Annotated in this window: 15 protein-coding genes and 1 pseudogene; 8 read left to right on the top strand and 8 right to left on the bottom strand. The window is 44.4% G+C overall.

Going from position 1 to position 23,661, the window contains the following annotated elements:
- Nucleotides 1-93 precede the first annotated feature (93 nt).
- The 3 genes from gcvPA to lpdA all read left to right on the top strand — a co-directional run bounded on the left by gcvPA (nt 94) and on the right by lpdA (nt 4,610).
- The gene (gcvPA, locus tag RYO92_RS08340) at nt 94-1,407 is read left to right on the top strand and encodes an aminomethyl-transferring glycine dehydrogenase subunit GcvPA (RefSeq protein WP_315370091.1); all 1,314 of its coding nucleotides are present in this window, start codon (nt 94-96) and stop codon (nt 1,405-1,407) included.
- Nucleotides 1,407-2,834, top strand: a complete 1,428-nt coding sequence (gene gcvPB / locus RYO92_RS08335; RefSeq protein ID WP_315370090.1) for an aminomethyl-transferring glycine dehydrogenase subunit GcvPB — start codon at nt 1,407-1,409, stop codon at nt 2,832-2,834. Before gcvPA ends, gcvPB begins: the two co-directional genes overlap by 1 nt.
- 378 nt (nt 2,835-3,212) lie before the next feature.
- Nucleotides 3,213-4,610 (top strand): dihydrolipoyl dehydrogenase, encoded by a 1,398-nt coding sequence (gene lpdA, locus RYO92_RS08330; protein ID WP_315370089.1) that lies wholly within the window; start codon nt 3,213-3,215, stop codon nt 4,608-4,610.
- 347 nt (nt 4,611-4,957) lie between these two features.
- Here lpdA and RYO92_RS08325 read toward each other — a convergent pair whose 3' ends face one another.
- From RYO92_RS08325 to RYO92_RS08315, 3 genes are all read right to left on the bottom strand, one after another.
- Nucleotides 4,958-6,217, bottom strand: coding sequence for a glycerate kinase (locus RYO92_RS08325; RefSeq protein ID WP_315370088.1), 1,260 nt, complete (start codon nt 6,215-6,217; stop codon nt 4,958-4,960).
- A gap of 7 nt (nt 6,218-6,224) precedes the next feature.
- Nucleotides 6,225-9,227 (bottom strand): leucine-rich repeat protein, encoded by a 3,003-nt coding sequence (locus tag RYO92_RS08320; RefSeq protein WP_315370087.1) that lies wholly within the window; start codon nt 9,225-9,227, stop codon nt 6,225-6,227.
- 296 nt (nt 9,228-9,523) lie between these two features.
- Complete coding sequence (locus RYO92_RS08315) at nt 9,524-11,554, bottom strand: leucine-rich repeat domain-containing protein (RefSeq protein ID WP_308578875.1); 2,031 nt, start codon at nt 11,552-11,554, stop codon at nt 9,524-9,526.
- 195 nt (nt 11,555-11,749) lie between these two features.
- On the opposite strand from RYO92_RS08315, the gene RYO92_RS08310 reads away from it, so the two are divergent.
- The 3 genes and pseudogenes from RYO92_RS08310 to RYO92_RS11245 all read left to right on the top strand — a co-directional run.
- On the top strand, nt 11,750-12,727 hold the full coding sequence (locus RYO92_RS08310; protein ID WP_315370086.1) for a hypothetical protein: 978 nt from the start codon (nt 11,750-11,752) through the stop codon (nt 12,725-12,727).
- Between the two features lie 39 nt (nt 12,728-12,766).
- Entirely contained in the window at nt 12,767-13,627 is an 861-nt protein-coding gene (gene dinD, locus RYO92_RS08305; RefSeq protein WP_314344313.1) for a DNA damage-inducible protein D, read from the top strand.
- Nucleotides 13,620-13,670: pseudogene (locus RYO92_RS11245) on the top strand (hypothetical protein); the annotation flags it as partial. The gene dinD and the pseudogene RYO92_RS11245, both read left to right, overlap by 8 nt.
- Here the strand turns inward: RYO92_RS11245 and RYO92_RS08300 are convergent.
- The 5 genes from RYO92_RS08300 to RYO92_RS08280 all read right to left on the bottom strand — a co-directional run bounded on the left by RYO92_RS08300 (nt 13,670) and on the right by RYO92_RS08280 (nt 19,975).
- A complete protein-coding gene (locus tag RYO92_RS08300; RefSeq protein WP_315370085.1) occupies nt 13,670-15,034 on the bottom strand; it encodes an ABC transporter ATP-binding protein in 1,365 nt (454 codons plus the stop codon). The pseudogene RYO92_RS11245 and the gene RYO92_RS08300 sit on opposite strands and share 1 nt — an antisense overlap.
- An 18-nt stretch (nt 15,035-15,052) precedes the next feature.
- Complete coding sequence (locus tag RYO92_RS08295; protein WP_315370084.1) at nt 15,053-15,799, bottom strand: energy-coupling factor transporter transmembrane component T family protein; 747 nt, start codon at nt 15,797-15,799, stop codon at nt 15,053-15,055.
- 17 nt (nt 15,800-15,816) lie between these two features.
- Complete coding sequence (locus tag RYO92_RS08290) at nt 15,817-16,401, bottom strand: MptD family putative ECF transporter S component (protein ID WP_315370083.1); 585 nt, start codon at nt 16,399-16,401, stop codon at nt 15,817-15,819.
- Nucleotides 16,402-16,499: 98 nt separating this feature from the next.
- The gene (locus RYO92_RS08285) at nt 16,500-18,236 is read right to left on the bottom strand and encodes an ABC transporter ATP-binding protein (protein WP_315370082.1); all 1,737 of its coding nucleotides are present in this window, start codon (nt 18,234-18,236) and stop codon (nt 16,500-16,502) included.
- Nucleotides 18,233-19,975: an ABC transporter ATP-binding protein gene (locus RYO92_RS08280; protein WP_315370081.1), complete on the bottom strand. Its 1,743-nt coding sequence runs from the start codon at nt 19,973-19,975 to the stop codon at nt 18,233-18,235. Before RYO92_RS08280 ends, RYO92_RS08285 begins: the two co-directional genes overlap by 4 nt.
- Nucleotides 19,976-20,421: 446 nt before the next feature.
- Here RYO92_RS08280 and RYO92_RS08275 point away from each other — a divergent pair, with 446 nt between their 5' ends.
- Complete coding sequence (locus tag RYO92_RS08275) at nt 20,422-22,110, top strand: phospho-sugar mutase (RefSeq protein ID WP_315370080.1); 1,689 nt, start codon at nt 20,422-20,424, stop codon at nt 22,108-22,110.
- A 99-nt stretch (nt 22,111-22,209) separates the two neighbouring features.
- The gene (locus tag RYO92_RS08270; RefSeq protein WP_315370079.1) at nt 22,210-23,415 is read left to right on the top strand and encodes an acyltransferase family protein; all 1,206 of its coding nucleotides are present in this window, start codon (nt 22,210-22,212) and stop codon (nt 23,413-23,415) included.
- Nucleotides 23,416-23,661 lie beyond the last annotated feature (246 nt).

Raw genomic sequence — 23,661 nt, 5'->3', positions numbered from 1 at the left:
GACAGAATGCGAATCCTTCCTTAAGGGGATAGAATGGGAAGGTCTCCCCTATCTTCTTAAGGAAGACCCTAACCGAAAGAAAGGTGGTGGATTATGGGAAAATACATTCCCAATACAGAGGCGGAGCAGAAGGCGATGCTGCAGGAAAGCGGTTTTTCTTCCTTTGATGATCTGTTTAGAGATATTCCACAGGAAGTAAAATTAAAAGGTGAGCTTTCTATTCCTGCCGGTTTATCCGAGTTGGAAGTACGTAGAGATATGTCTGCATTGGCGGACAAAAACGTAGTGTTCCCGGTTATCTTCAGAGGTGCCGGAGCATACCGTCATTTTATTCCCTCTATCGTAAAGAGCGTGATTGGTAAAGAGAATTTCTTGACGGCATATACCCCGTATCAGGCAGAGACCAGCCAAGGTATTTTACAATCTATTTTTGAATATCAGACCATGATTTGCGACTTGACCGGCATGGACGTATCCAATGCTTCCGTTTATGACGGGGCTGAGGCTGCGGCTGAGGCAGTAGCAATGTGCAGAGAGAGAAAGAGAAGCAAGGCTTTGATTTCCGCTCTGATGCATCCGGACACGATTTCAACCATCAAGACCTATTGCCATGGTAATGGTATGCAGGTAGAGATTATTCCGGAGAAGGACGGTGTGACAGACTTGGAGGCTTTGAAGGCTAAGGCAGATGCGGAATCTGCTGTAGTTTTCATCCAGCATCCGAATTTCTACGGCAATCTGGAGGATGCAGAGAAGATTGGAGAGATTGCTCATGAGGCAGGGGCAAAGTTTGCTATGAGCGTAAATCCCATTTCTCTTGGTGTTCTTAAGACTCCCAGAGAGTATGGAGCGGATGTTGCGGTTGGTGACGGACAGCCTTTAGGACTTCCCATTGCTTTCGGAGGACCTTACCTTGGATTCATGGCATCCACTGATGCGATGAAGAGAAATCTTCCCGGAAGAATCGTAGGAGCTACAGAGGATCATCAGGGAAGAACCGGTTATGTATTGACTCTGCAGGCCAGAGAGCAGCATATCCGTAGAGAAAAGGCTTCCAGTAACGTATGTTCCAACCAGGCACTTTGTGCTTTAGCTGTTGGCGTTTACCTTGCAGCAGTAGGTAAGGAAGGCTTAAAGGAAGCGGCAAGTCTTTCTACCTCCAAGGCTCATTATTTGGCCAAGGAATTAGAAAAGATCGGCTTTAAGCCACAGTATAAGGCGGATTTCTTCAATGAATTCGTAACAGAGTCCGACTTATCCTCTAAGAAGGCATTGGATGCTTTAGAGAAGGAAGGTATCCTTGGCGGATATCCTCTGGATGATAAGAGAATTCTATGGTGCTGTACGGAAGTTAATGATAAGGCTTCCATGGACCGTGTAGTAGAAATCTTAAAGGAGGTGAAGTAATGCTTATTTTCGAGAAAAGCAAATCCGGCAGACATTGCAGTTTGTTCCCTCCCTGTGATGTGGAAGTGGTAGATGTTCCTGCAAAGGATCAAAGAAAGGCTGAATTACATTTGCCGGAGCTGTCAGAGACAGAAATCAGCAGACATTACACAGAGCTTGCTAAAAAGTGTAGAGGTGTAAATGACGGCTTCTATCCTTTAGGTTCCTGCACCATGAAGTACAATCCGAAGATTAATGATGATATGGCATCTTTACCCGGTTTTGCAGAGGTTCATCCCTTGCAGCCGGAGCATACCGTACAGGGTTGCCTTTCCGTAATCCAGGAAATTGAAACGCTTCTTTGTGAAGTAACCGGTATGGATCGTTTAACGGTTCAGCCTGCAGCAGGTGCTCACGGTGAGTTTACCGGAATCATGCTGATTAAGGCTTACCATGAGAGCAGAGGGGATTTTAAGAGAAATAAGATTATTATTCCTGATGCGGCTCACGGAACCAATCCCGCAACCGCTACCATGGCAGGCTACAAGGTGGTAACCATTCCTTCCAATGAGCACGGCTGTGTAGATATGGAGAAATTCAAGGCAGTTTTAGGGGATGATGTTGCCGGCTTGATGCTGACCAACCCCAATACCGTAGGTATTTTCGATGAAAATATCTTAGAGATTACCAAGTTAATCCATGATTGCGGCGGATTAAACTATTATGACGGTGCTAACTTAAACGCTATCATGGGCGTTGTTCGTCCCGGAGACATGGGATTTGACGTTATTCACTTGAATCTTCATAAAACATTCTCTACTCCTCACGGCGGCGGAGGCCCCGGAAGTGGAGTTGTTGGATGTAAGAAGCTTCTTGCTGATTTCATGCCCGGATATCTGGTTGACGGAGATGCAGTAAAGAAGTTTGTGAAGGCTCCAAAGTCTATCGGAGACATGAAGGCCTTCTACGGAAACTTCCTGGTTGTGGTAAGAGCTTTAACTTACATCAAGACCTTAGGAAAAGAAGGAATTCCACAGGCTAGTAAGAATGCGGTGCTGAATGCCAACTACATGATGAATAAGCTGAAGGATCTCTATACCATGGCTTATGATCAGATTTGTATGCATGAGTTCGTTATGAGCTTAGAGGATCTTAAGCAAAAGACAGGGGTTTCTGCAATGGACGTTGCCAAAGCTCTGTTGGATAACGGAATGCATCCGCCCACAATGTACTTCCCGCTTATCGTTCATGAAGCTTTGATGATTGAGCCTACAGAGACAGAGTCTAAGGAAACTTTGGATGATGCTGTAGCTGTTTTCAGAAAGCTTTATGAGGAAGCTCAGACCAATCCACAGGCGCTTCATGATGCTCCTGTAACTACTCCGGTAGGAAGATTGGATGAAGTAAAGGCAGCAAGAGAGCCGGTACTTCGCTATGAGTGGAAGTAAAGGCAAAAAGAACTGATGCTTCACTATGAGTGGAAGTAATAGCAAAAAGAACTGATGCTTCACTATGAGTGGAGATAAAGGCAAAAAAGTCGATACATCATTTCGAAAGAAAGTAAAATAAAGTCGATGATTAGAGAGCTGTTATATAAAGATAAAGGAGAGGGTGAGTAAGAGCCTTGTTTGGAAGAGAAAAAGCTTTCTTGGAACAAGCCAAAGCTCCGGTTCTTCTTGGAAGGATTCTTTATGTAACAGCTCTTCTTGCTAAGAAGATAAATGGGCGCTAAGGGAGAGAGAAATTAAGGTAAATAGCGAAAGAAAGCTAAGCCGGTATTGCTCTGAGAACCTTGTGAGACAGCAAATATTAGGAGAGTAAGAATTATGAGTTATGATGTGATTATCATAGGAGCCGGTCCCGGTGGATATGTAGCGGCATTAAAGTCTGCAAAGCTGGGCTTTAAGACAGCTGTGGTAGAGAAGGACAGAGTGGGAGGAACCTGCTTAAACAGAGGCTGTATTCCTACAAAGGCCATGGTTCATGCCACAGAGCTTTACAGAGAAATGCAAAATGCAAAGGAGTACGGCATCTTTGCAGAGGGCATTTCCTATGACTACGGCAAGATTTTGGAATACAAGCAGGATATTATTGACAAGCTGGTAGGCGGAGTAGAGCAGCTCTTTAAGTCCAACGGCATTGATTACTTGAAGGGCTTGGGAACGCTGGAAAAGGATGGCTCCGTTACCGTAAGCGGTGGAGAAGGAGCCGGAAATTATCAGGCGAAGCATGTGATTTTGGCTGTAGGATCCAAGCCGGCCTTAGTACCGATTCCGGGCCTGGATAGTGAAGGGGTATTAACCAGTGATGAGCTCTTCCAGTTGCAGGAAGTGCCCAAGAGCTTAAGCATCATTGGCGGAGGAGTAATCGGTGTGGAGTTTGCCTCCATTTTCGCCGCCTTAGGAACCAAGGTTACCATTCTGGAGGCTCTTCCCAGTATCCTGGCTAACATGGATAAGGATATCTCTCAGAACTTAAAGCTGATTTTAAAGAAGAGAGGTATCGACATCCATACTTCCGTAAAGGTGGAGAAGGTTGAAAAAGATGCTGAGGGCGTTTCTTGCTTCTATACAGAGAAGGATGAGCCGGTAAAAGTAACATCCCAGTATGTGCTTTGCGCAGTAGGCCGTGTGCCCAATACCCAGGGACTCTTCGGAGAAGGGGTTGAACTGGAAATGGAGAGAGGTCGAGTAGTGGTAGACGAGCACTTCAAGACCTCCATGGACAATGTTTATGCCATCGGAGACCTGATTAAGGGCTTACAGCTTGCCCACCTTGCTTCCGCACAGGGCATTTGCCTCCTGGAGGAGCTGGCGGGACACAAGAGAAGCATTGATTTAAATGTGGTGCCCGGTTGCGTTTATACCTCACCGGAAATCGCCTCCGTTGGAATTACGGAAGCTATCGCCAAGGAGCAGGGCTTAGAAATCAATGTTGGTAAGTTCATGATGAGCGGAAACGGAAAATCCATGATTTCCAAGGAAGAGCGCGGATTTATCAAGATTCTGTCCGACAGCAAGAGCCATGCAGTTGTGGGCGTACAGATGATGTGCGCAAGAGCAACCGATATGATTGGAGAATTCGGCAATGCCGTAGCAAACGGATTTACCGTAGAGCAGCTGCTGAAGGCTATGAGAGCTCACCCAACCTACAATGAAGGAGTGGGAGAGGCTTTGGAGGATGTATTCGGAGAAGCGGTACATTCCATGCCGAAGAAGAAATAGTTTAAATAGAGAAATGCGAAGAGTCAGCTAGCTTTAAGCGCTTTTCGCAGGATCGCTTTGGAATCGGGGCACGCTCCCGCTAACCTCGCCTCACAGGGGTTCTAAGCTTTTATAAGACAAAAGCTAAGAACCCGTGGGCTCAGATTGCCCCGTATTCCAAAGCAATCCTGCTGAAAAGCTAGCCTAAGTATTGCACTGTTCGCAGTTCTCTTTTTTAAACCGGAAAGAGATCCCCAAAAGATGATTCAGAACAGGATGTCATCGTCTTCGTCTAGGCATCGCTTAGGCATAAAAAAAGAGGCTGAAAGAATCAAAATTATTGTGATTCTTACAGCGTCTTTTTTCTATTACTTTTTATGCTGTAGGCGGTAGAGCCGCATCACCTGTTCCACAGTATCTGCCAAGTTCTTCTTGGCAGTTTCTTTTTCCATGGCGTCTTCTAAAGTGGTGATTTCTCGCAGGATGGGGAAGTAGGCATCTATTCCGGCTTGGTTGCAGGCTTTTGCTCCTTCTGTAACGGCTCCTGCAAAGGCTATCACCGGAATTCCCTGTTCTTTAGCCAGCTTTGCTACACCGATTGGTGCCTTTCCCATGGCGGATTGTTCGTCCAGCCTTCCTTCTCCCGTAATCACTAAATCAGCTCCCTGCATTTTCTCGGAAAACCCGGTTTCTTCCAAAATCAAGGAAACTCCGGACTTTAATTCGCCCTGAAGAAAACTGCGAAAGGCAAAGCCCAGGCCTCCCGCAGCTCCGGATCCGGGAGCTTCCGAATTGGCAGCAGGGTTATGGTCTTTTACAAGCTCACTATAATGCTTCATCCAAAGATCCATTTGGGAAAGCATTTCCTTGTTTCCACCCTTTTGGAAACCATAGATCAGGCTGGCTCCATTTTCACCGTAAAGAGGATTTTCCACATCGCAGGCAATCTGAAAGGAGCACTGTAATAAACCCTCCGGTACAGAAGTATTTTCTATCCCGGCCAAGTCTTTCAGTCCTTCTCCGATAGGGAGAATTTCTTCTCCGTCTTCCTTCGTAAAACGAAAGCCTAAGGCGCTTAACATTCCGATTCCACCGTCATTTGTGGCGGAGCCGCCGATGCCGATTAAAAAGCGTCTGCATCCCTTGTGGTAGGCATCTAAAATCATTTCGCCCACACCGTAGCTACTGGTTTTCAGCGGATTTCTTTCCTCCGGAGAAACTAAGGTAATGCCGGAAGCTTGGGACATTTCCATGACAGCAAGCTTCCCATCCTTTGGGGAAAATTTTGTTTTCGGATATGTGTCCGAGTGTGTCTTAGAGTAGATTTTAGTCAGTGTTTCCCAGTGGGTATTCGATTCTGTTTCCGCCTGGGATTTCTCTAACTCTGTTAGAATACCGTAATGAGCTTCCACCTCTTGAAACAATGGCCCTTTTACCCGGACTGTTTCCAAGCTTCCCCCTAAAGCTTCCACCAGCGTTTCCACGGTGCCTTCTCCTCCGTCTGCCAGAGGAGAAATTACAACATCAGCATCAGGAACTACCCGTAAAATACCGCTTTTTATGGCCTCGCCCGCTTCTTTAGAGGAGAGGCTTCCTTTAAAGGAATCTATAGCAATAAGGATTTTCATAATCTGCCTACGCTGTCTGCCAAGCACCATCCGGGCCAAGGGGATAACCCTCAACCTTGGTATTGAAAAGCATCTTTCCGTTATCCGCTCCGGCCTGAGGGTTCAGATAGTACCACTTACTTTTAAGCTCCTGCCAACCGGTACGCATCTTGCCATTTTCCGCACCGACCTCTTCACTGAAGTAATACCAGAAGCCGCGAATCTCCTTCCAGCCAAGGCTCATCTTTCCCTGTTCACTGCCTTCCTTTTCTTCAAAATAATACCAGGCATTGTTATAGAAAAGCCAGCCGGTAAACATATAGCCTTCTTGATTAAAATAGTACCAACGATTATTCATCCATAACCACTGTGCCTTCGGATACGTTCCATCCGGGTTCAGAATCCACCAGCCTTTTGCGTCTCTTTGCCAGTTTACATTGAATGGCAGATTGCGGTCTGCCCCTAAAACCATCGGTGTCCCGCTGTTACCGCTTGAACTGCTTCCTCCTCCGGAACCGCCACTACCTCCGGAACTACCGCCTCTGCCAGAGCCGCCATTGCCACTTCCGGAATAAGACGGAATCGGTGCTTCTCCGGAATCATCCGGCTTGTAGTCCGTAAAAAGCGGGTTCACATATCGTGTACCAATTTTCACGGAAGAGTGATTTTCTATACGATTCTTTCCCTTATAGCTCATCTGATCTTTATAGAAAGCGCCTGTCCCGATAGCTGTAACGGAGGAGGGAATCGTGAGGGTATTCGCCTCTTTCAAGTCACGGAAAGCACTTTCCCCGATACTTTCCAGTCCATCCGGCAAGGATAAATCTCCCTTGTAAGAAAGATTACGAAAAGCGGAATTCCCTATTTTCTTTAAATTCTTCGGGAAGACAAGATTGCCTCCTATCGATTTTTTATAAAAAACAGAATCCCCTATTTCTACGATAGAATCCGGCAACACTAAACCCTTCTTAATGTAAGTGATACCTTCCAAGGCATGGGGATCCAGTGCTGTAATATTCCCCTTTAATTCCAGATGTGCTTGTCTTCCGAGAGCATGCAAGAGCTTATTCCATGAGCGAAGTTCTCCGTTTGCAGTAAGACCCTGCATCCGCCCGTTACCTTCTATTGTAAGCGTATAGGGGTTCTTTTCTCCTGTTAATTGCCAGCTAAAATTCCCGTCGGTGCGGGGTAAGCGCGCCTCATCCGACACGGTAACCACTTTTTGCAACAATTGCGTCTCACTATATGGTTTGGTGCTGCCTCCCGGATTCATTAAAAATGTACAATAGTAGGTGTGCCCCGGTAAAAAGGAAAATAGGTCTGTATTCCTAAAATCAAATAGATAAGAAGTAAATTTCTTATTTGTTCCGGGAAGCCGCCATCCGTTTCCGCTTGAAAAAAAGATCAGTCTCAGGTCTCTATTGAAACTTCCGCTGTTATCGGTAAAATTCTTTATGGTAACTACTTCACTTGGATCTTCTGTCGTATACAGATAAAAGTTTGCATATTCATTCCCTTCCGTCTCCAGCTCAAAGAAACATTTGTTGATTTCCGGAAGTGTATAAAAATTCACCTTTTTCATGGAAATATTCCACTTTTTTACTTCCTGTTCTTCTTCCCCGGCAGTTTGCTGTACGGAAGTAAACGCGGGATTATACTGCATGCTTCCTTTTTCACTCATAAATACCGGAGAATGATTGATAATCGCATTTTTCTTTCCATTTCCTTTAGACTTGTAGAATGCCTTCTCTCCAATCCTCCGTACGGAAGCAGGAATGGTGACATCTCCTAAGTTTTCTGAATGATAAAAGGCATGGTCCGGTATTTCCTTCAGGGTAGAAGGAAGGCTCACCGTCTCCAGATGTTCCATGCTGCCAAAGGCTTCCATCTCCACATGCAACTTTTCTATCCCTTCTTCTATAATGACTCTCCGAATCTTATTCCTATAGGGCTCCCAGGGAGCCAGTTCAAATGCATCCGTTTCCCCTCTTCCCCGTAGTGTCAGAGTCATATCATTTTCGGGGCCTGTTAAACTATATTCAATCTCCTTCCCTGCTCTTCCACTAAGAGATGCTTTCTGTACGATAATCCGGTATTCTTTTTTTTTCTCCCCCAGGTCATCTTTTATGGTTATAAGTAATCTGGCTGTTCCTTCGTGCAAGGCCTCAATGGCGACCTGCCCATCTCCGTCATGCTTTAGACGAACAGCAGCGGGATCCGTCTCTTTCATCGCTTCACAACGCAAAACATCCTGCCTAAGCAGTTTATAAAGACTGATTGTGTCTCCTAACTCCACCGCTACCGTATCCGAAAAAGTATTTTCTTTTTTAACCAAAGAAACAGCAAATAAAGAGAAATGCTCCGCCGATACTTCTACTGCATTTTCTTTCTCCTCTATTTTTTCTGTCTCTAACTTCTCTGCAGTTGCATCAACACTATCCAGATGAAACACGGAAATCTGTTTTTCCGCATCTTCCTGTAAAAAGGGAATATTGGAAAATTGAACCTTCACTTCCCCTTTTGCAGTATCCGGCTGCACTTCTTCTCCTTCCTGATTGAGCACCGAGATATCAAAAATCATGCTCTGAAGAAGATTTTCCTGATTCTCCTGAAGCTTCTCTTTTACAGCGGAATCCACCTTCTGTTCCTCAACTTTAGAGAGCTTTCTTACTCGTAAAGTCGCGTCCTTTGGAAATACCCCGGAATCAGCCTGCACCGTAATAAGCACACCGGAAAGTGCTTTTTCGGCATAAAATGCGTTCTCTTCGGTAGCCTCAGACTCTCTTTCTGTAATTTCTTTTTCGACTTCATGTTTTTCTTCGACTACATTTTTTTCCATTACGTTTTCTTCAAGTGCATTTTCTTCCATCACATTTTCAGAAGAACTTGTACTCTTTTCTTCCGGAAAACTTTGCTTTATTCCTTCAGACAGTACCGTCTCATTTGCGATAGTTGCTGCAGAAACATAGGTAGAAAAGCTGCAAGATAATGCCAGAAGTAATGCCAATGCTTTTTTTGCTCTTTTTCTCATTTTTCTCCTCATATATTGTTTTACAAGTTCACATTTGGCTTCTGTAGAAAAGAATACCACATGCATTAAATTATAGCAATATTGCTATTTTTTAAGAGATAATTATAAAGTAATCTATCATCTAAAACGTAAGATTCATACGGATAAAAAATAATAATCCCCAATTATCGAGAGTGTACGTTCAGGAAAGAGCACATTAGAGGAACATAATTTGATAGAGGTGGATTAATGGCTATCCATGCATAGGAAAACCGGAGCCACTGAAGGGAGACTTCAGTGGCTCTTGGAGTATTCGCTTATTTCATTACTTCCACACCATCCGGCAGCAGCTCCGCATTTACGATGGGGTTTCCGCTCATTTTCACCTTCTTTAGGTTGGGAAGATTCCGAAGAACGGAAATGTCGGAGATATAGTTATTTGAGAAATCCAGCTCCTCCAGGGTAGTCAGACCTTCCAGGCAATCCAAGCTTTGCAGTTTATTGTCACTGATATTCAGACTCTTTAAGGCCTTGTAATGAGAGAGGAAAGACTTTGCATTAGTGGAAAAATCATCCGATTCATCGTCCAAATTCTTGAGTGTTGCGTTTGTGAGGGTCAGGCTCTCCACCGTGTTGTCGTCCTCCATGTGGCTTAGAGAAACGGGAAGAACAGGATAGTCACTGGATGAGCGACTTTTGTTCGGAGAGAAAATAAGCTCTTTGGCCCCGTTATTTGTAAAAGTTTGGGTATAATCCGTATATTTATCAAAGGGCAAATCCTGGAATTCCAGATGTGTAAGAGCGGGAAGGGTCCGAAGGACAGGTCCCAAGTCCGGCTGCACTGCACCGATAATGCCGTTTCCCACAATGGTTAAATCCGTTAATGCATTCATTCCCTGCAGAAAATCTGCACTGTATTCAATACTATAGTTATGGATTGTCAGCGTCTTTATGGAAGGCATGTGGGCAATGGAATCCCGATCCAGGGAATAGCAGTTCACATTTTCCAAGGCGCTTAAGCCGTGTAAATCAGGAAGCTGATACGTGTGATACCCGAAGGAAAGCGTCTGTAAAGAACTGAGGGTACTAAGAGCATTAACATTTTCCAGGGAAGAGCAGTCAATGGAGAGGCTGTTTAAGGAAAGATGTCCCGATAAGCCGTCCAGATTCAAAATTGAAAGGTCTACTAAACTTAGGGATTTTAATTTCGGCATGTTTTGCACGAAGTTCAAGTCCTTTACATCCTTTAAATTCCGTAAGGAGAGCCGCTCCAGCTGGGGCATACCGGAAAGTACGGCAACATTTTCCACGGAACTATCTCCTGTTCCCAAGAGGTCCAGACTGTTTAGGCTGCTTAAAGAGGAAAGGGGAGAAAGATCCATGGGGCTTTTGTCCGCATTAAGCTCCAGAGCAAGCGTCTTGAGCTTTGGAAAGTTTCGAAGGAACAGAAGCCCCTTCGTATAGTCATCATCGATATGAAGGGTGAGCTCTTCCAGAGAAGAAAATGCTTTAAAGGGCGCGTCCTGATCTTCCCCTTCTGCATCCTCGCCGGAGTAGGAATCACCGGTAGCATCATCGTCCAGAGTAATGTTGTAGAGTCCAAGAATCTGTTCGGGATTCGCGAAAAGCTTTGCGAGAGTTCGGAAATCCTCATATTCTCCGGAAAAATAGCGGAGATTGGTCAGACTCTTCAGGGTATTCGCATCGGAGTTGGCACTATAGTCGAAGTGCACCTGATATCCAAGGGAGAGCTTAACTAGGCCTGTAAAAACCTGCATATCCGCTTCATCAATGGTATCAGTGATAGGAAAATAAAGCGTTTCCGGGTCCTTGGCTGTGCCATCCTCATTCATAGACTTTGCATAGTCAAACTGCCACTTCTCCGTTTGGTCGGAACCGGCCTTGCTGGCTTTATGAATGGACAGGAAAGCAAGAGAGTTGTAATCCTCCCTTGTAATATCCTTCAAGCTCTTTCCGAAGGCCGTTTCTACGAAGCTTTTTACGGTTTCATCCTCCGGCACAGTTCGAAACTTCGCCGTAGTCAGACTTACGCTTTTATGAGGCGCACGAAATGTATTGCTGACGAAAAGTATTAAGATGGCAGATAGTATTGTACCCATGAGAACAAGCGTCTGTACGGCATTGAGTTCCTGCCTTGCCGGAGGAGCGCTTTTCTGCTGTCCCAAATTAACATTATCAATATGAATGTTCTGGGTGATATTCGGCTTGCTAGGCTCGATGTAGACCTTGGTTTTACAATATTCACAGGTAACGAAGCCTTCCTTCATTCCCTCCGGAATATGCAAGGTGCCGTGACAGTTGGGACATTCCATTTTTGTAAGAGTCATTGCTTTACGCTCCTTCTTGTATTCTGACTTCTCCAGTATAGCACGGCAGTGGGGCTTTGGGCAGGGATTTTCTTCTTTACTTTCGCTAAACTGAAATTAAGAAATTCAATGGTTGAAACATAGTCATACAAGATTTATAATTACATATATATAAATTATTACATTTTATAAATAATAGATTATTCAGGCGTAATTATGATGATTGAGAAAGAATTAGAAAGGGTATTTGCTTTATCCTTTGCAATATCTGAACATAAAGAAAAGAATGGACTGCCCAGATACCTAACTACGGGAAGAAAGATATATAAAGCACAATATGAGCAGTTTGGCTTTTATATTATAAAGCTTCCTTCTGCGATTGACAGTAGGGTACTTTATAAAGAAAAGCTGCTATATGAAGAGAAATTTGGCGTACCGGTTGCTTTCTGCTTTGAAACGCTTACAAAGAATAACAGGAATGCATACGTGAAGCATCACATCCCCTTTATGATGATTCCTGCGCAGATTTATTTGCCGTTTTTAGGAATCCTTTTCAGTAAGAAGTTTACCGGGGCGGAAGGAAGTGCCTTACTGCAATTAACAGCCAATGCGCAGCTTATTTTGCTTTATCTGGTATATAATAAAAAAGCTGATTATACGAAGAAAGAATTGGCGGTAATACTTGGGCTGGATCCCGTCTATGTAACAAGAGGTACAAAAGAGCTTGTTTCCAGAGGATTTATTGCAGAGAAAAGAAAAGGAAGAAGTGTCGAGGTGGGGCTTGCATTTGATTCAAAAGAATTGCTTAATATTGCTGGTTCAGCCCTTTCCAGCCCTGTTCGTGATGTAATCTATGTGAGAAAAACAGAAGATGTGATAAGACTTCCAAAGGCTTCGGATTTTGCTTTATCTGAAATTAGTATGATAAATCCACCCGAAATAGCTGCGTATGCCTGTTTTAAGAAAAGCAGAATTATAGATAAATTTGAAATTGTTGATGAGCCGGGATGGGAAAAGTCTTCAGAGATATGCAAAGTGGAATTGTGGAACTATGATCCGGTGAAGCTTTGTGAAAACGGAATAGTAGATAAGCTTTCCCTGTACGCCTCATTGAAGGATACAAAAGATTCCAGAGTTCAGGGGGAATTAGAAAATGTTTCGGAGGAATTAAGTGGCAGTAAGTGGTTTCAATGATTTTGGAAGGTTTTGTGTCCGATTGGATAGGAGAATTTTATGCCAAATTTAAAAGAAAAAGAATATAGGAAGTTTGAAGATATTAAGTACATGCGAAAAGATGGGAGTGAGTATTGGAGTGCAAGGGAACTTGCTGATGTACTTGATTATTCTCAGTGGAGAAATTTTCAAAAAGTCATTGATAGAGCAATGATTGCGTGTGAGAGCAGTGGTCATGAAGTAGCATACGATTTTGCTGAGGTCAGCAAAATCGTAGAAGCAGGTGCTACAAGTAAGTCTATAAAAGATTATGAGCTTACGAGATATGCTTGCTATTTGATTATGCAAAATGGAGATCCTAGAAAAGAGGTTATTGCATTTGGACAGACCTATTTTGCTATACAAACATATCGTCAAGAAATAGCAGACCATTTTAATCAGCTTGATGAAGATAGAAGAAGACTTGTCGTTCGTGGTGATATTAAACAATGGAATCAACTTCTGGTAGAAACAGCACATGATGCAGGAGTTATCACAAACGAAGAATTTGCTATATTCCAGAATGCAGGGTATATGGGATTGTATGGTGGGTTAGATGTAGAAGATATACATGATAGAAAAGGATTGACAGCAAGACAAAAAATCTTGGATTATATGGGAAGTACCGAATTGATTGCTAATTTATTTAGAATTTCACAGACAGAAGAAAAACTGAGGAAAGACAAAGTTGAAGGTGCAGAAGCAGCAACAAAGGTTCACTATACAGTGGGAAAAGAAGTCAGAAGTGCTATTGAAAAAATTGGTGGCACGATGCCGGAAGATTTGCCTGTTCCGGAGAAAAGCATTCAACAGATAGAAAAAGAACAGATGAAGCGTTTAAAAGATAAAGCCCAAAAGGGCAAGTTGATGCTGGATGAATGATATTCATAAAATAGCCAATGAGGCGGATATGATTGTAAATGGCTATGCTTTCACTCGCTGTAAAGAAGGATTTAGCAAACTGATTTCCACCACCTCATCCGCCACCTCCTGTAAAAAGGCATAGTCGTGAGACACAATGAAGAAGATTCGATCCTCTCGAATGGCAGACTTTAAGAGGCTGGCGATACGAAGCATATTTTTCTGATCCATGCCGCTGGTAGGTTCATCAAAAAAGAAAAGCTTTGCCTCCTGATAGAGGGTTGCGGCAAGGGCAAGACGTTGTTTCTGACCGCCGGAAAGACTCATGGGATGGCGGTCTTTTAGCGCGGAAAGTCCCAGTGCGTTGAGGAGTTCTTCTTTTGGCGCCTTACCACATTTCCCCAGTTCCATCTCTTCTTCCACGGAGTCTCCGAACAATTGCTGATTCACGTCCTGCATAACCATAGCGGAAAGGGCAAGACGTTGTCTTTTTGAGAGTTCTTTTTCGTAAAGGGAGAAATGACTTCCTCTTTCATTCTCCAAGCCGCTGAGTTTACGAAGGAAGGTGGATTTGCCAATTCCATTTTCTCCCACAATGCCGTAAATTTTTCCAAAGGAAAAAGAGGCATAGCCTTCTTCCTTATAATATCTTAGCGCTCCTTCATTTTTCCATTCCGGAAGAGAAAGGCTTGGTTTCGTTCTTGCGCGAAGCCCCATGGATTTAATATTTTCCTCCGGAAGCGCCAGAAAATCCTCCCGGGAAAATAACTTGCTGAGTCTTCCCTTTTCTAAAAAGGCCACCCGGTCAACTAAGTCCATCAGATAGTAAAGGCGATGCTCAGCCACAAGAATCGACATCCCTTTTTCTTTCAGGGTATGGAGCATGGTTTTTAGAACGGCAATGGAGCCTTCATCCAGGTTGGAAGAGGGCTCGTCCAGAACAAGGAAGGGACAGCCGGAGAGGTAGGCGGAAGCAAGGGCAAGAATCTGCTTTTCACCTCCGGATAAGGCGAAGATATTTCGCCCAAGCAGTTTTTCAATGGGGAAAATGGAGAGAAGATCTTCCATTCGCCTGTCCATTTCCGCTCGGTTCAGTCCCATATTTTCCATGGTGAAGAGCAATTCTCTTGTGGTGTTGATATTGAAAAAATGGGTTTTCGGATTTTGAAAAACGGTGGCAATCCGTAGGGCGATTTTGTAAATGGGAAGGGAAGACAAGTCTTCTCCCTGAAAAAGGACTTTTCCCCTGCTTTTTCCGTTGTAGTACTGATAAGCCAGACCGTTTACGGCATGAATCAGGGAGGATTTCCCACTGCCGCTTTCTCCCGTAAGAAGCAGACATTCCCCCTCTTTTATCGTGAGGGTTATGTCCTGTAGCACCGGGGTATTCTCCCCGTAGGATAAAGAAAAATTTTTGAAAGCAAGCATAAAAACTCCTTTTTACCGTCAATAGTGTAGTAAGTGAACTCCAAAATAGCTTAGCCCCAGTATCAGCAGGATTGAAAATAGAAAAACAGCGTCCACGATTTGCAGACGAACCGTATTGTAGCGCGTCTTTTTGACAGGATTCTCAATGCATTTGCACTCCGCCGCCTTCGCAATATCCTCCGCAATGTTCGCGGAAATGATGAGGAGCGGAATGGAAACATAGAGCAGATTCTGCATCGGATTCCAGGTCTGAATTCCCCGAATTTTCATAGCTCGTTTAATGGCTTTCTTCTCTTCCGTGAAGGCGGGAAAAAAACGGAACATCACGGCTATAGGGATGGAAATGCATTGGGGGATATGAAGAAAATCCATGGAGCTTAAGATGGCGCCCACATCCGAAGTCCTCATGAAAAAGCTCCCTGCAAGATAGGGCAAAAAAAGCAGGTGAAAAAGATAAAGGAAGGAAAAGAGGATGCGTAAGGGAGGCGGCATAAAATACTGTGCAGAGTATCCCGGAATAAAGCAGAGTGCGGCAAAAACAAGAGGGGTGAACAGCGCAGTTCTTCGAAAACCGTTCAGAAGGAAGAAGACGGAAAAGAGAAGCACCACTGCCCATTCTCCGTAAAAGGGCAGATAGTGCATGATCGTGAAGCCCAAAAACAGTAAAACGAGAAGCTTGCTAATCGGGTTTGGATTAAAGGGATTCCGCTTTTCCTCCCAGGTTTTTTCTTTGATTGTCGCTTTGAAGCTGTTTTTTTCTTGCATTGTTCTACTCCGTCTTGCTATACAATTCCCGCTTTTTCAAAATGCTTCTTCAATAGCTTTCTTCCGAGAAAGGCGCCGAGAAGGCCGAAAAGGAAGGTGCAGACATAAACGATAGCCATATTTTGCGCGCTAAGCAGCTTTTCAATGGCATTTCCGTAATTCTCTCCCATTTCTTTGATAACCATCTCCATATAGCGCTCTTTCAGAAGAATCATTTGTAGAAGGGAATTGCAGGGCCAGAGACTAAAGACCGCATAACTTAGCATCGTGGCAGAGCCGGACTGATAGTTTCCCATCCGCCGGATGCCTTCTGCAAGGAGGCAGAAAAGAAGGGAGAAGAGGGGCACCACAAAGGTATGTCCGAATAGGAACATGATACAGGGGGTAATCATGCCGAAAATGAGAAGTCCGAAGGGTTTATTCACCTTTGCCATAAAGAGCATAACGATAGGCCCGCCGATAAGCGCGTAGGCAGCAGGGTAGACAAGATACAAAATCGGAACGACGCCCATCATGCCGACGGCAAACATACAGATAAAGTAAATCACGGCAAAAACGCCGATAGACACCAGGTCTTTAATGGTCAGTTTATTTCTATTCATAAGGTAAATCTCCTTTTATAACGAAAAGCTTCTTTATCCTTTGTTCCGAATATTTCGGAATTCGGCTTATAAGGTCTTGGACTTTTCTCGATACGGTTTTAATAGCTGAATTCCTCTGCAAGCCGGCTCTTTTCTACCAGATTCCGATAGACTTTGGAGCACTCCAGCAGTTCTTCGTGGGTACCCACCGCATCCACCTCTCCGGAGGACAGCACCAAGATACGGTCTGCTTTCTCGATGGACTTTAAGCGGTGGGAAATAAGGATGACAGTTCGGTTTTTTCCGCGGATTAAGCTGCTGAGGCTTTCCTGAATTTTTCTTTCGTTATCAATATCCAGATTTGCGGCAATTTCATCTAAGAGGAGTATAGGAGCATCCTTTAGAAAGGCTCTGGCGATTGAAAGCCGCTGTCTTTCTCCGCCGGAGAGCTCTGCGCCATTTTCTCCGATTCTTGTTTGGAAGCCATCGGGAAGCTTCTCGATAAAGTCCAGGCAGTTGGCAAGACGTGCCGCTTCCCGCACTTCCTCCTCCGTGGCATCCTCTCTTCCCAGACGGATATTTTCCAGAATGGTGGTATTAAAGAGGTTCACTTCCTGAAAGACCATGGCGATTTTTTGGAAAATGGAGTCGGTGGCTGTGTTTTGTAAATCCTTTCCACCGATGAAAATCTTTCCGGACTTTGCATCATAAAGTCTGGAGAGTAAGCGTAAAATGGTGGTTTTTCCGCAGCCGGAGGGGCCTACTAAAGCGAAAAGTTCTCCTTCCTTTACCGACATGGAGACGTCTTTTAGAATCGTCCTGTCTTCATTGTAGGAGAAGGACACATCCTGAAAGTCAATGGAGAAGTCGGAAAGCGCTGTGCTCACTCCTTCCTGCTTCTTTGCCGCCTTGATTTCGGAGATGCGCTGCACCGCCGGTGCGATATAGAAGATCTCCATCAGGCTTTCCTTGGAAATGTCGAAGATTTCCTTTAATTTCATGGAGGCGATGATAAATCCTAAGAAGTAGAGGATGGAAATACTGCCGTTTTGATAGAGCGGGAAACCGACAAAAATCACCGTAGCCACACTTAAGAAAGCAAAAATGGAAGAGCATCCCATGACGACAAAGGAGCCCATTTCCGTCTTTAGGTGGAGCTTTTCTTGCAGGTCCATTTTTTGAAATAAGGCTTCTTTAACCTCCCTGTCAGGGAGAAAGCTGCTGATTTCCTGATGCAGGTCGATGTGTTCCTGGAAAGCTTCCGCATTTTCCCGCAAAAGATGATAGTACTTCTGATTGTTTTGTAGCACGAGCTTTCTGGATAAGGGCACTAAAAGAAAACTGAAAATCGTAGGGAGAAGGGTGGCGAGGGACAGCTTCCAGTTTGAGAAGCACATCAGGATTCCCATAATCGGGAAGAAGAAAAACATGGCTACGATTTTGGGAACAGAATGGCTTAAGGCGTGTTCAATCCTCTCTACGTCAGACATAATGCTTTCCGACAAATCGCTTAAGTCATGCCGGGAAAAATAGGCAATGGACAGGTCTGCCAGGGTTTCTGCAATGTTCTTTCTCAGATTCGCCGATTCTTTGTAGGTCGCGTTATAGAGACAGACATATTCCTTGGAAAGCAGGAGGTAGAGGAAGAACAGGATTATGAGAGCCGGAACAATCAGCTCCCATGGTGTGAAGGCTTTCCTACCTGCATTTTCCAGAAGGAGCTTCGCGATATACAGTAAAAGCATAACGGGGCCCATATTGATGCAGTAAGTAAGAAAGCAGTAGAGGCTGGCTTTTTGCAGGTTTTTTGCGCCCTGCTCCGTAAGGGAGAACTGTTTTTTGAACCAATTCATCATTTGTTTATCCTCCAATCTTCCGTAGTTTGATAAAGCGCCCAGAGCTTTTTATAACGACTGTCTTTTTGCAGAAGCTCTTTACTATTTCCCCGTTCCACAATCTTTCCCTCTTCCAAAACCAGTATTTCATGTAAGCCCTGAATACTGGAAAGGCGGTGGGCAATCATAATCACGGTTTTCCCCTGAATCAGATTCTTAAAAGCATTTTGCAGGGCATACTCCTGATCTGCATCGATGGAGGCACTGGCTTCGTCCAGAATCACGATGGGAGCATCCTTTAAGATGGCTCTAGCAATGGCGATTCTCTGCTTTTCGCCACCGGAAAGGTAAACGCCTTTTGCACCGATCAAGGTATTTTCTTTCTCGGGAAAACGCTCCAGAATTTCCCTGCAACCTGCCAGATCCAAAGCGTGATGAACTTCTTCCGGAGTAGCATCCGGCTTTCCTAACAGCACATTTTCATAAATCGTCTTATGGAAAAGCTTGCTGTCCTGGAAAACGAAGGAGATGGCCTTACAAAGGGCATTCTTGCTGTAGTTTTCAATGGGGAGATCCCCGATTCGAATCTGTCCTTTATCCACTTTGTAGAAACCGGAAAAAAGCTTTGCAATGGTGGATTTTCCCGAACCGGAGTGCCCCACAAGGGCATAGCTTTTTCCCTCTTCCAAGCGGAAGGAAAGACCTTCTAAAACCTTCTTGTCTCCGTAGGAAAAATCTACATTTTGGAACTCCATACTGTAATTTTGAAACTTTTCTTCCCTGCCGTATTGGAGGCTGTCCTCCTGCATTGCCTTGTAGAGCTTTTCCATTTCATCGATGGCAAAGTTTGCATTAAAAATGTACATGCCGGACCACATGATTTTCATGAAAGCCACCATGATGACGCCGTCCAGAAAGAAAATCATAATCAAATCGATGATTAGTTTTTCAGGATGGGGTTCTTTTACGAGGAGAAAGGACAGGGGAATCGACAGAATAGGAATTAAGCCTAAAAAGATCCATTGGTAGAGAACATAGGGAGTTTTACAGCTTAAACTGTATTCATAGGCGTACTTTGCATAGCTTTCAATGGCCTCTTTCATGGCTTTGAAGCTTTGCAGGCGGTTTCCGAAGAGCTTTACGACCTGAATGCCCCGAACGTATTCCACTGTTTCTGCACTGAGATGGTTTAAGGATTCCTGATACAAGCTCATAAATTGGCTTCCACCCATCATTTTCTGTAGGAAGAAGCCGCTAATAAGAACAAGAAGCAGAAGAATTATGCCCACCCGAAGACTCACAAAGAAGCCAAGAGCCAAGCTGAGGAGAGGCACAAGAAAGGCCTGAGCACTGTCCGGAATCATATGGGCCACTGCCTGATGGGTTTTCTCTGCATTGCTGTCAATGGTTTTTCGAATATAGCCGGAAGAGTGCAGGTCATAAAAACGAAATGAAGCGGATGCCAAGCCCTCAATCCCTTTTTTTCGGAGATTCGTCTCCAGACGGAAGGCAAAGATGTGGGATAAGACACCGGAGAAGAGATAGCAAAGTCCTGCCAGGGTAAGCGCAAGTACGATTTTTAGACTCAAGATATAGCTCTGCCCTTCGTCTCGGAAAAGGATTAGGTTTTCCAGAAAGAAGTAGAGGAGCATATAGGCGTAGACCAGAATCACTCCGGAAAGGAGGGAAGTCAGGATAGAAAGGATTCCCGGTACAGTTTTTTCCGGAACGTAGCGAAATACTTTTTTGTAAACGTTCATGGAGGCCTCCTAAGTATTGTTAGCGTTTGCTATATGAAATGGTAGAATCATAGATAATGAGCTATTTAATATTATATAATGGTTAGCATTAGCTAACAATAGAGAGATGATTTTTGTATACTGTTCTTGTATAAACAGTTTTTATAGAAGAACAAGAGATTTTTATGGAGAGGTGTTTTATGGAGAGGTGTTTTATGGAGAGGTGTTTTATGGAGAGGTGTTTTATAGAGAGGTGTTTTATGGAGAGATGTTCTATAGAGAGACGTCCTATAGGGGGACATTCTATAGAGATGTCCTGTGGAGAAAGATTCAGGACGATATCATTTCTATACCTTTGGGCGATATCATTTGGCTCCATCATTTCTATACGATATTCTTGCCTCTTCTCTGTCTTCCATGGTAAAGTAGAGCAATAAAAAAAGCAGAATGCAGAAAGGACGAAGAAGATGCAGGATTATCAAAAAGAGTATCAGCGCTGGATGGCAGCGGAGTTAGAGGACTTTGATTTAAAGAGAGAGCTGCAATGCATGGCAGGGCAGGAGGAAGAAATCAAAGAGCATTTTGCAAGAGCTTTGGAGTTCGGTACCGCGGGAATTCGAGGAACCCTGGGAGCGGGCACCAACAGAATGAATCTTTTCGTGGTGCGTCAGGCTACAGAGGGCTTGGCCAGATACATCTTAGAGGAGAAGCTGGAGAAGCTGGTAGCCATCAGCTACGACTCCCGTTTGAAGGGCTGGACCTTTGCCAAGGAAGCGGCAAAGGTTTTGGCGGCAAACGGCATTACCGTTCGGATGTATGATGCTTTGATGCCGGTGCCGGCTTTGTCCTTTGCCACCAGATACTATCATTGCAGTGCGGGTATTATGCTGACCGCTTCCCACAACCCTGCAGAGTACAACGGCTATAAGGCTTACGGCAGTGACGGATGCCAGATGACAGATGAGGCCGCAGGAAAGGTTTATGCAAAGATACAGGAAACCGATGTACTTACCGGTTATAAGACCATGGAGTTTGCCAAGGCGGTGGATGAAGGGCTTATTCGTTTTGTAGGGGAAGATTGTAAGGAAGCCTTCTATAAATATGTACTTTCCCAGCAGGTGCATCCGGGACTTTGCAAGGATGCAGGACTGACTCTGGTATACTCTCCCCTGAATGGTACCGGTTTAGAGCCGGTAACCCGCATTTTCAAGGAAATGGGTATCGAGGATGTTAGCATCGTTCCGGAGCAGGAGTATCCTAACGGCTACTTTACCACCTGCCCCTACCCAAATCCTGAGATTTTTGCAGCCCTGGAGAAGGGACTTGCCTTGGCTAAGGAGAAAAATGCAGACCTGATGTTGGCTACAGACCCGGATGCAGACCGTGTGGGCATCGCCATGCGTTGTCAGGACGGAAGCTATGAATTAGTATCCGGAAATGAAATGGGCGTTTTGCTTTTAGATTACATTGCGAAAGGCCGTAAGGAGGAGGGAACCCTTCCGGAAAGACCGGTGGCGGTAAAGTCCATTGTGAGTACCCCCCTTGCGGATAAGGTGGCAGAGTATTACGGCATCGAGCTTCGCCACACCCTTACCGGATTTAAGTGGATTGGAGAGCAGATTAAGCTTTTGGAGGAAAAGGGAGAGGAAAATCGCTTCATTTTCGGCTTCGAGGAAAGCTATGGCTATCTGTCCGGCACCGCAGTGCGGGATAAGGACGCGGTGGTGGCTTCCATGCTGATTTGCGAGATGGCGGCTTATTACCGGAAAAACGGCTCTTCCATAAAGGAGCGTTTGGAGCAGATTTATGCACAGCACGGTTATTATCTGAATTCCGTGGACAGCTTCTCCTTCCCGGGACTTTCCGGCATGGATAAGATGCAGGGCATTATGGATTCCTTACGAAAGGAAAGTCCAAAGGATTTTGCCGGCACCAAGGTAAAGGAATGTGTGGACTATCTGGATACAGAGAAGACAGGGCTTCCTAAGGCAAATGTTTTGATTTACCACTTGGAGGACGGCTCCAGCATTATTGTGCGCCCCTCCGGAACAGAGCCGAAGATTAAGGCTTACTACACCACCTTAGGAAAGAATAAGGAAGAGGCCAAGGCAGTCAAAGAGAAGTATGCAAAGGCGGTAGCACCGATTTTTGCTTAAAGAATAGAGCGGTATTCGGAATAGCAGAGAGAGCGGAGTAGTAGCACTGTAAATAGCAGTAACAAAAGCACTTATGTTCGCAGTACAAGAAAGGACAGTATGGCAGGGGAGAGAGTTGAGGAATTGGACCGATACAAGGGCTTTTTAATCTTCCTTGTGGTGCTTGGACATTTTCTCCTGCCGATAAAAGATAGCGACATGGCGCTGTTTTCCCGGAGTTTTTACGGGATATACAGCTTTCATATGCCTGCCTTTATCTTCCTGTCCGGATACTTTTTTCAACAAAGCTTTGTAAAGAGGGGAAGAAAGGCTTCCTCTCTTTTTTCTAACTTACTGTATTATTTTCTCTGCTATTTTTTCTTAAAAACCCTGCTCTATCCCTTTGATGTATTTTGCTACGGAGGGCAGGGAGACTTCCCGGATTATCTCCATGAATCCTCTACCCCCTGGTATCTTTTGGGGCTTTTCTTTTGGCAGTTCGCCTGCCTTCCCCTTTGCTTTTTTAAACGAAATAAGGTCTATATCGGAAAGGGAGGGAATCCGGAGGATAGGGGAGAAAAATACTATCTTTTCCTTCTGATTCTTCTTTCCTTGTTTGCAGGATATCTTGACCAAAACCGAAGACTGGTGGATTTCCTGGCACTGGATCGGGTCTTCGGCTTTGCACCCTTTTTCTATTTGGGGATGCTCCTTTCCCAATCCTCTTTTTCTTGGAAGAAAAGAAGAGATGGCCTTGCCTTTTTTGGGGGAACTTCCCTGCTTCTTTTCCTCCTGTATTTCCCTAGTCTAAAAAACTATACCCGAATTTTCTATGGGGTATGGTACAGAAGGGTGAGCAAGGAGGAGATTCTTCCCTTTTTTCAAAGTTTTCCTATCCTGCTTCGTGTTTTATATATTCCTTTTGCTTTGGGAATTTCCTATTCTTTCTATTGGATCCTCTCTTTTTGGGGAAAGTATCCTTTACACAAGAAAATCTTAGGAAGGAAGTCGAGCATTGTCGGCGTTTGGAGCCGGAAGCTTGGCATTACCGGAGCTTTGGGAGGCAAATATGGACTTACTGAAGTTTTAGAAAATTTGAAGAGCGATCTTTCTCTTTGGGGAAAATATTCTTTAGTGATTTATCTCTTCCATCGCCCCTTCCGAGATTTGTTTCTAAAGATGGGGGGCTACAGCTATTTCCTACATCATGAGAGAGCTTTGTCGGTTCAGATTCTTTTCTTCTTGTTTTTACTGGGATTTTCCGTGGCAGTTTGCGTTCTTTTGGGAAGGAAATCCCTTTACCGCTTTTGCATGAAGAGATGGTAAATCTAAGATTTGGGATTAAATTCCGGCTTTCTCAGAGATTTCCATGCTCAAAGCTTATGCCATAAATCCCGAAACCTACACTTTTGCCTATAGCGCTTAAGAGTTGTATTTTAGAACATATATTTTGAAAAGCTAAATTGAAAAAGTAAATTCCAGTGCAGAAGTAAATTCTACTGAGCTTAAAAAAATCCCAAAAATCAGGCAGTTTGAAATTTCATTTCTGCCTGATTTTGCTATAATAGTGCA

It is taken from the genome of Oribacterium sinus (genome assembly GCF_963553175.1).
GTDB classification, from domain to species: Bacteria; Bacillota; Clostridia; order Lachnospirales; family Lachnospiraceae; genus Oribacterium; species Oribacterium sinus_B.
This window is presented reverse-complemented; position numbering and strand designations above follow the sequence as displayed.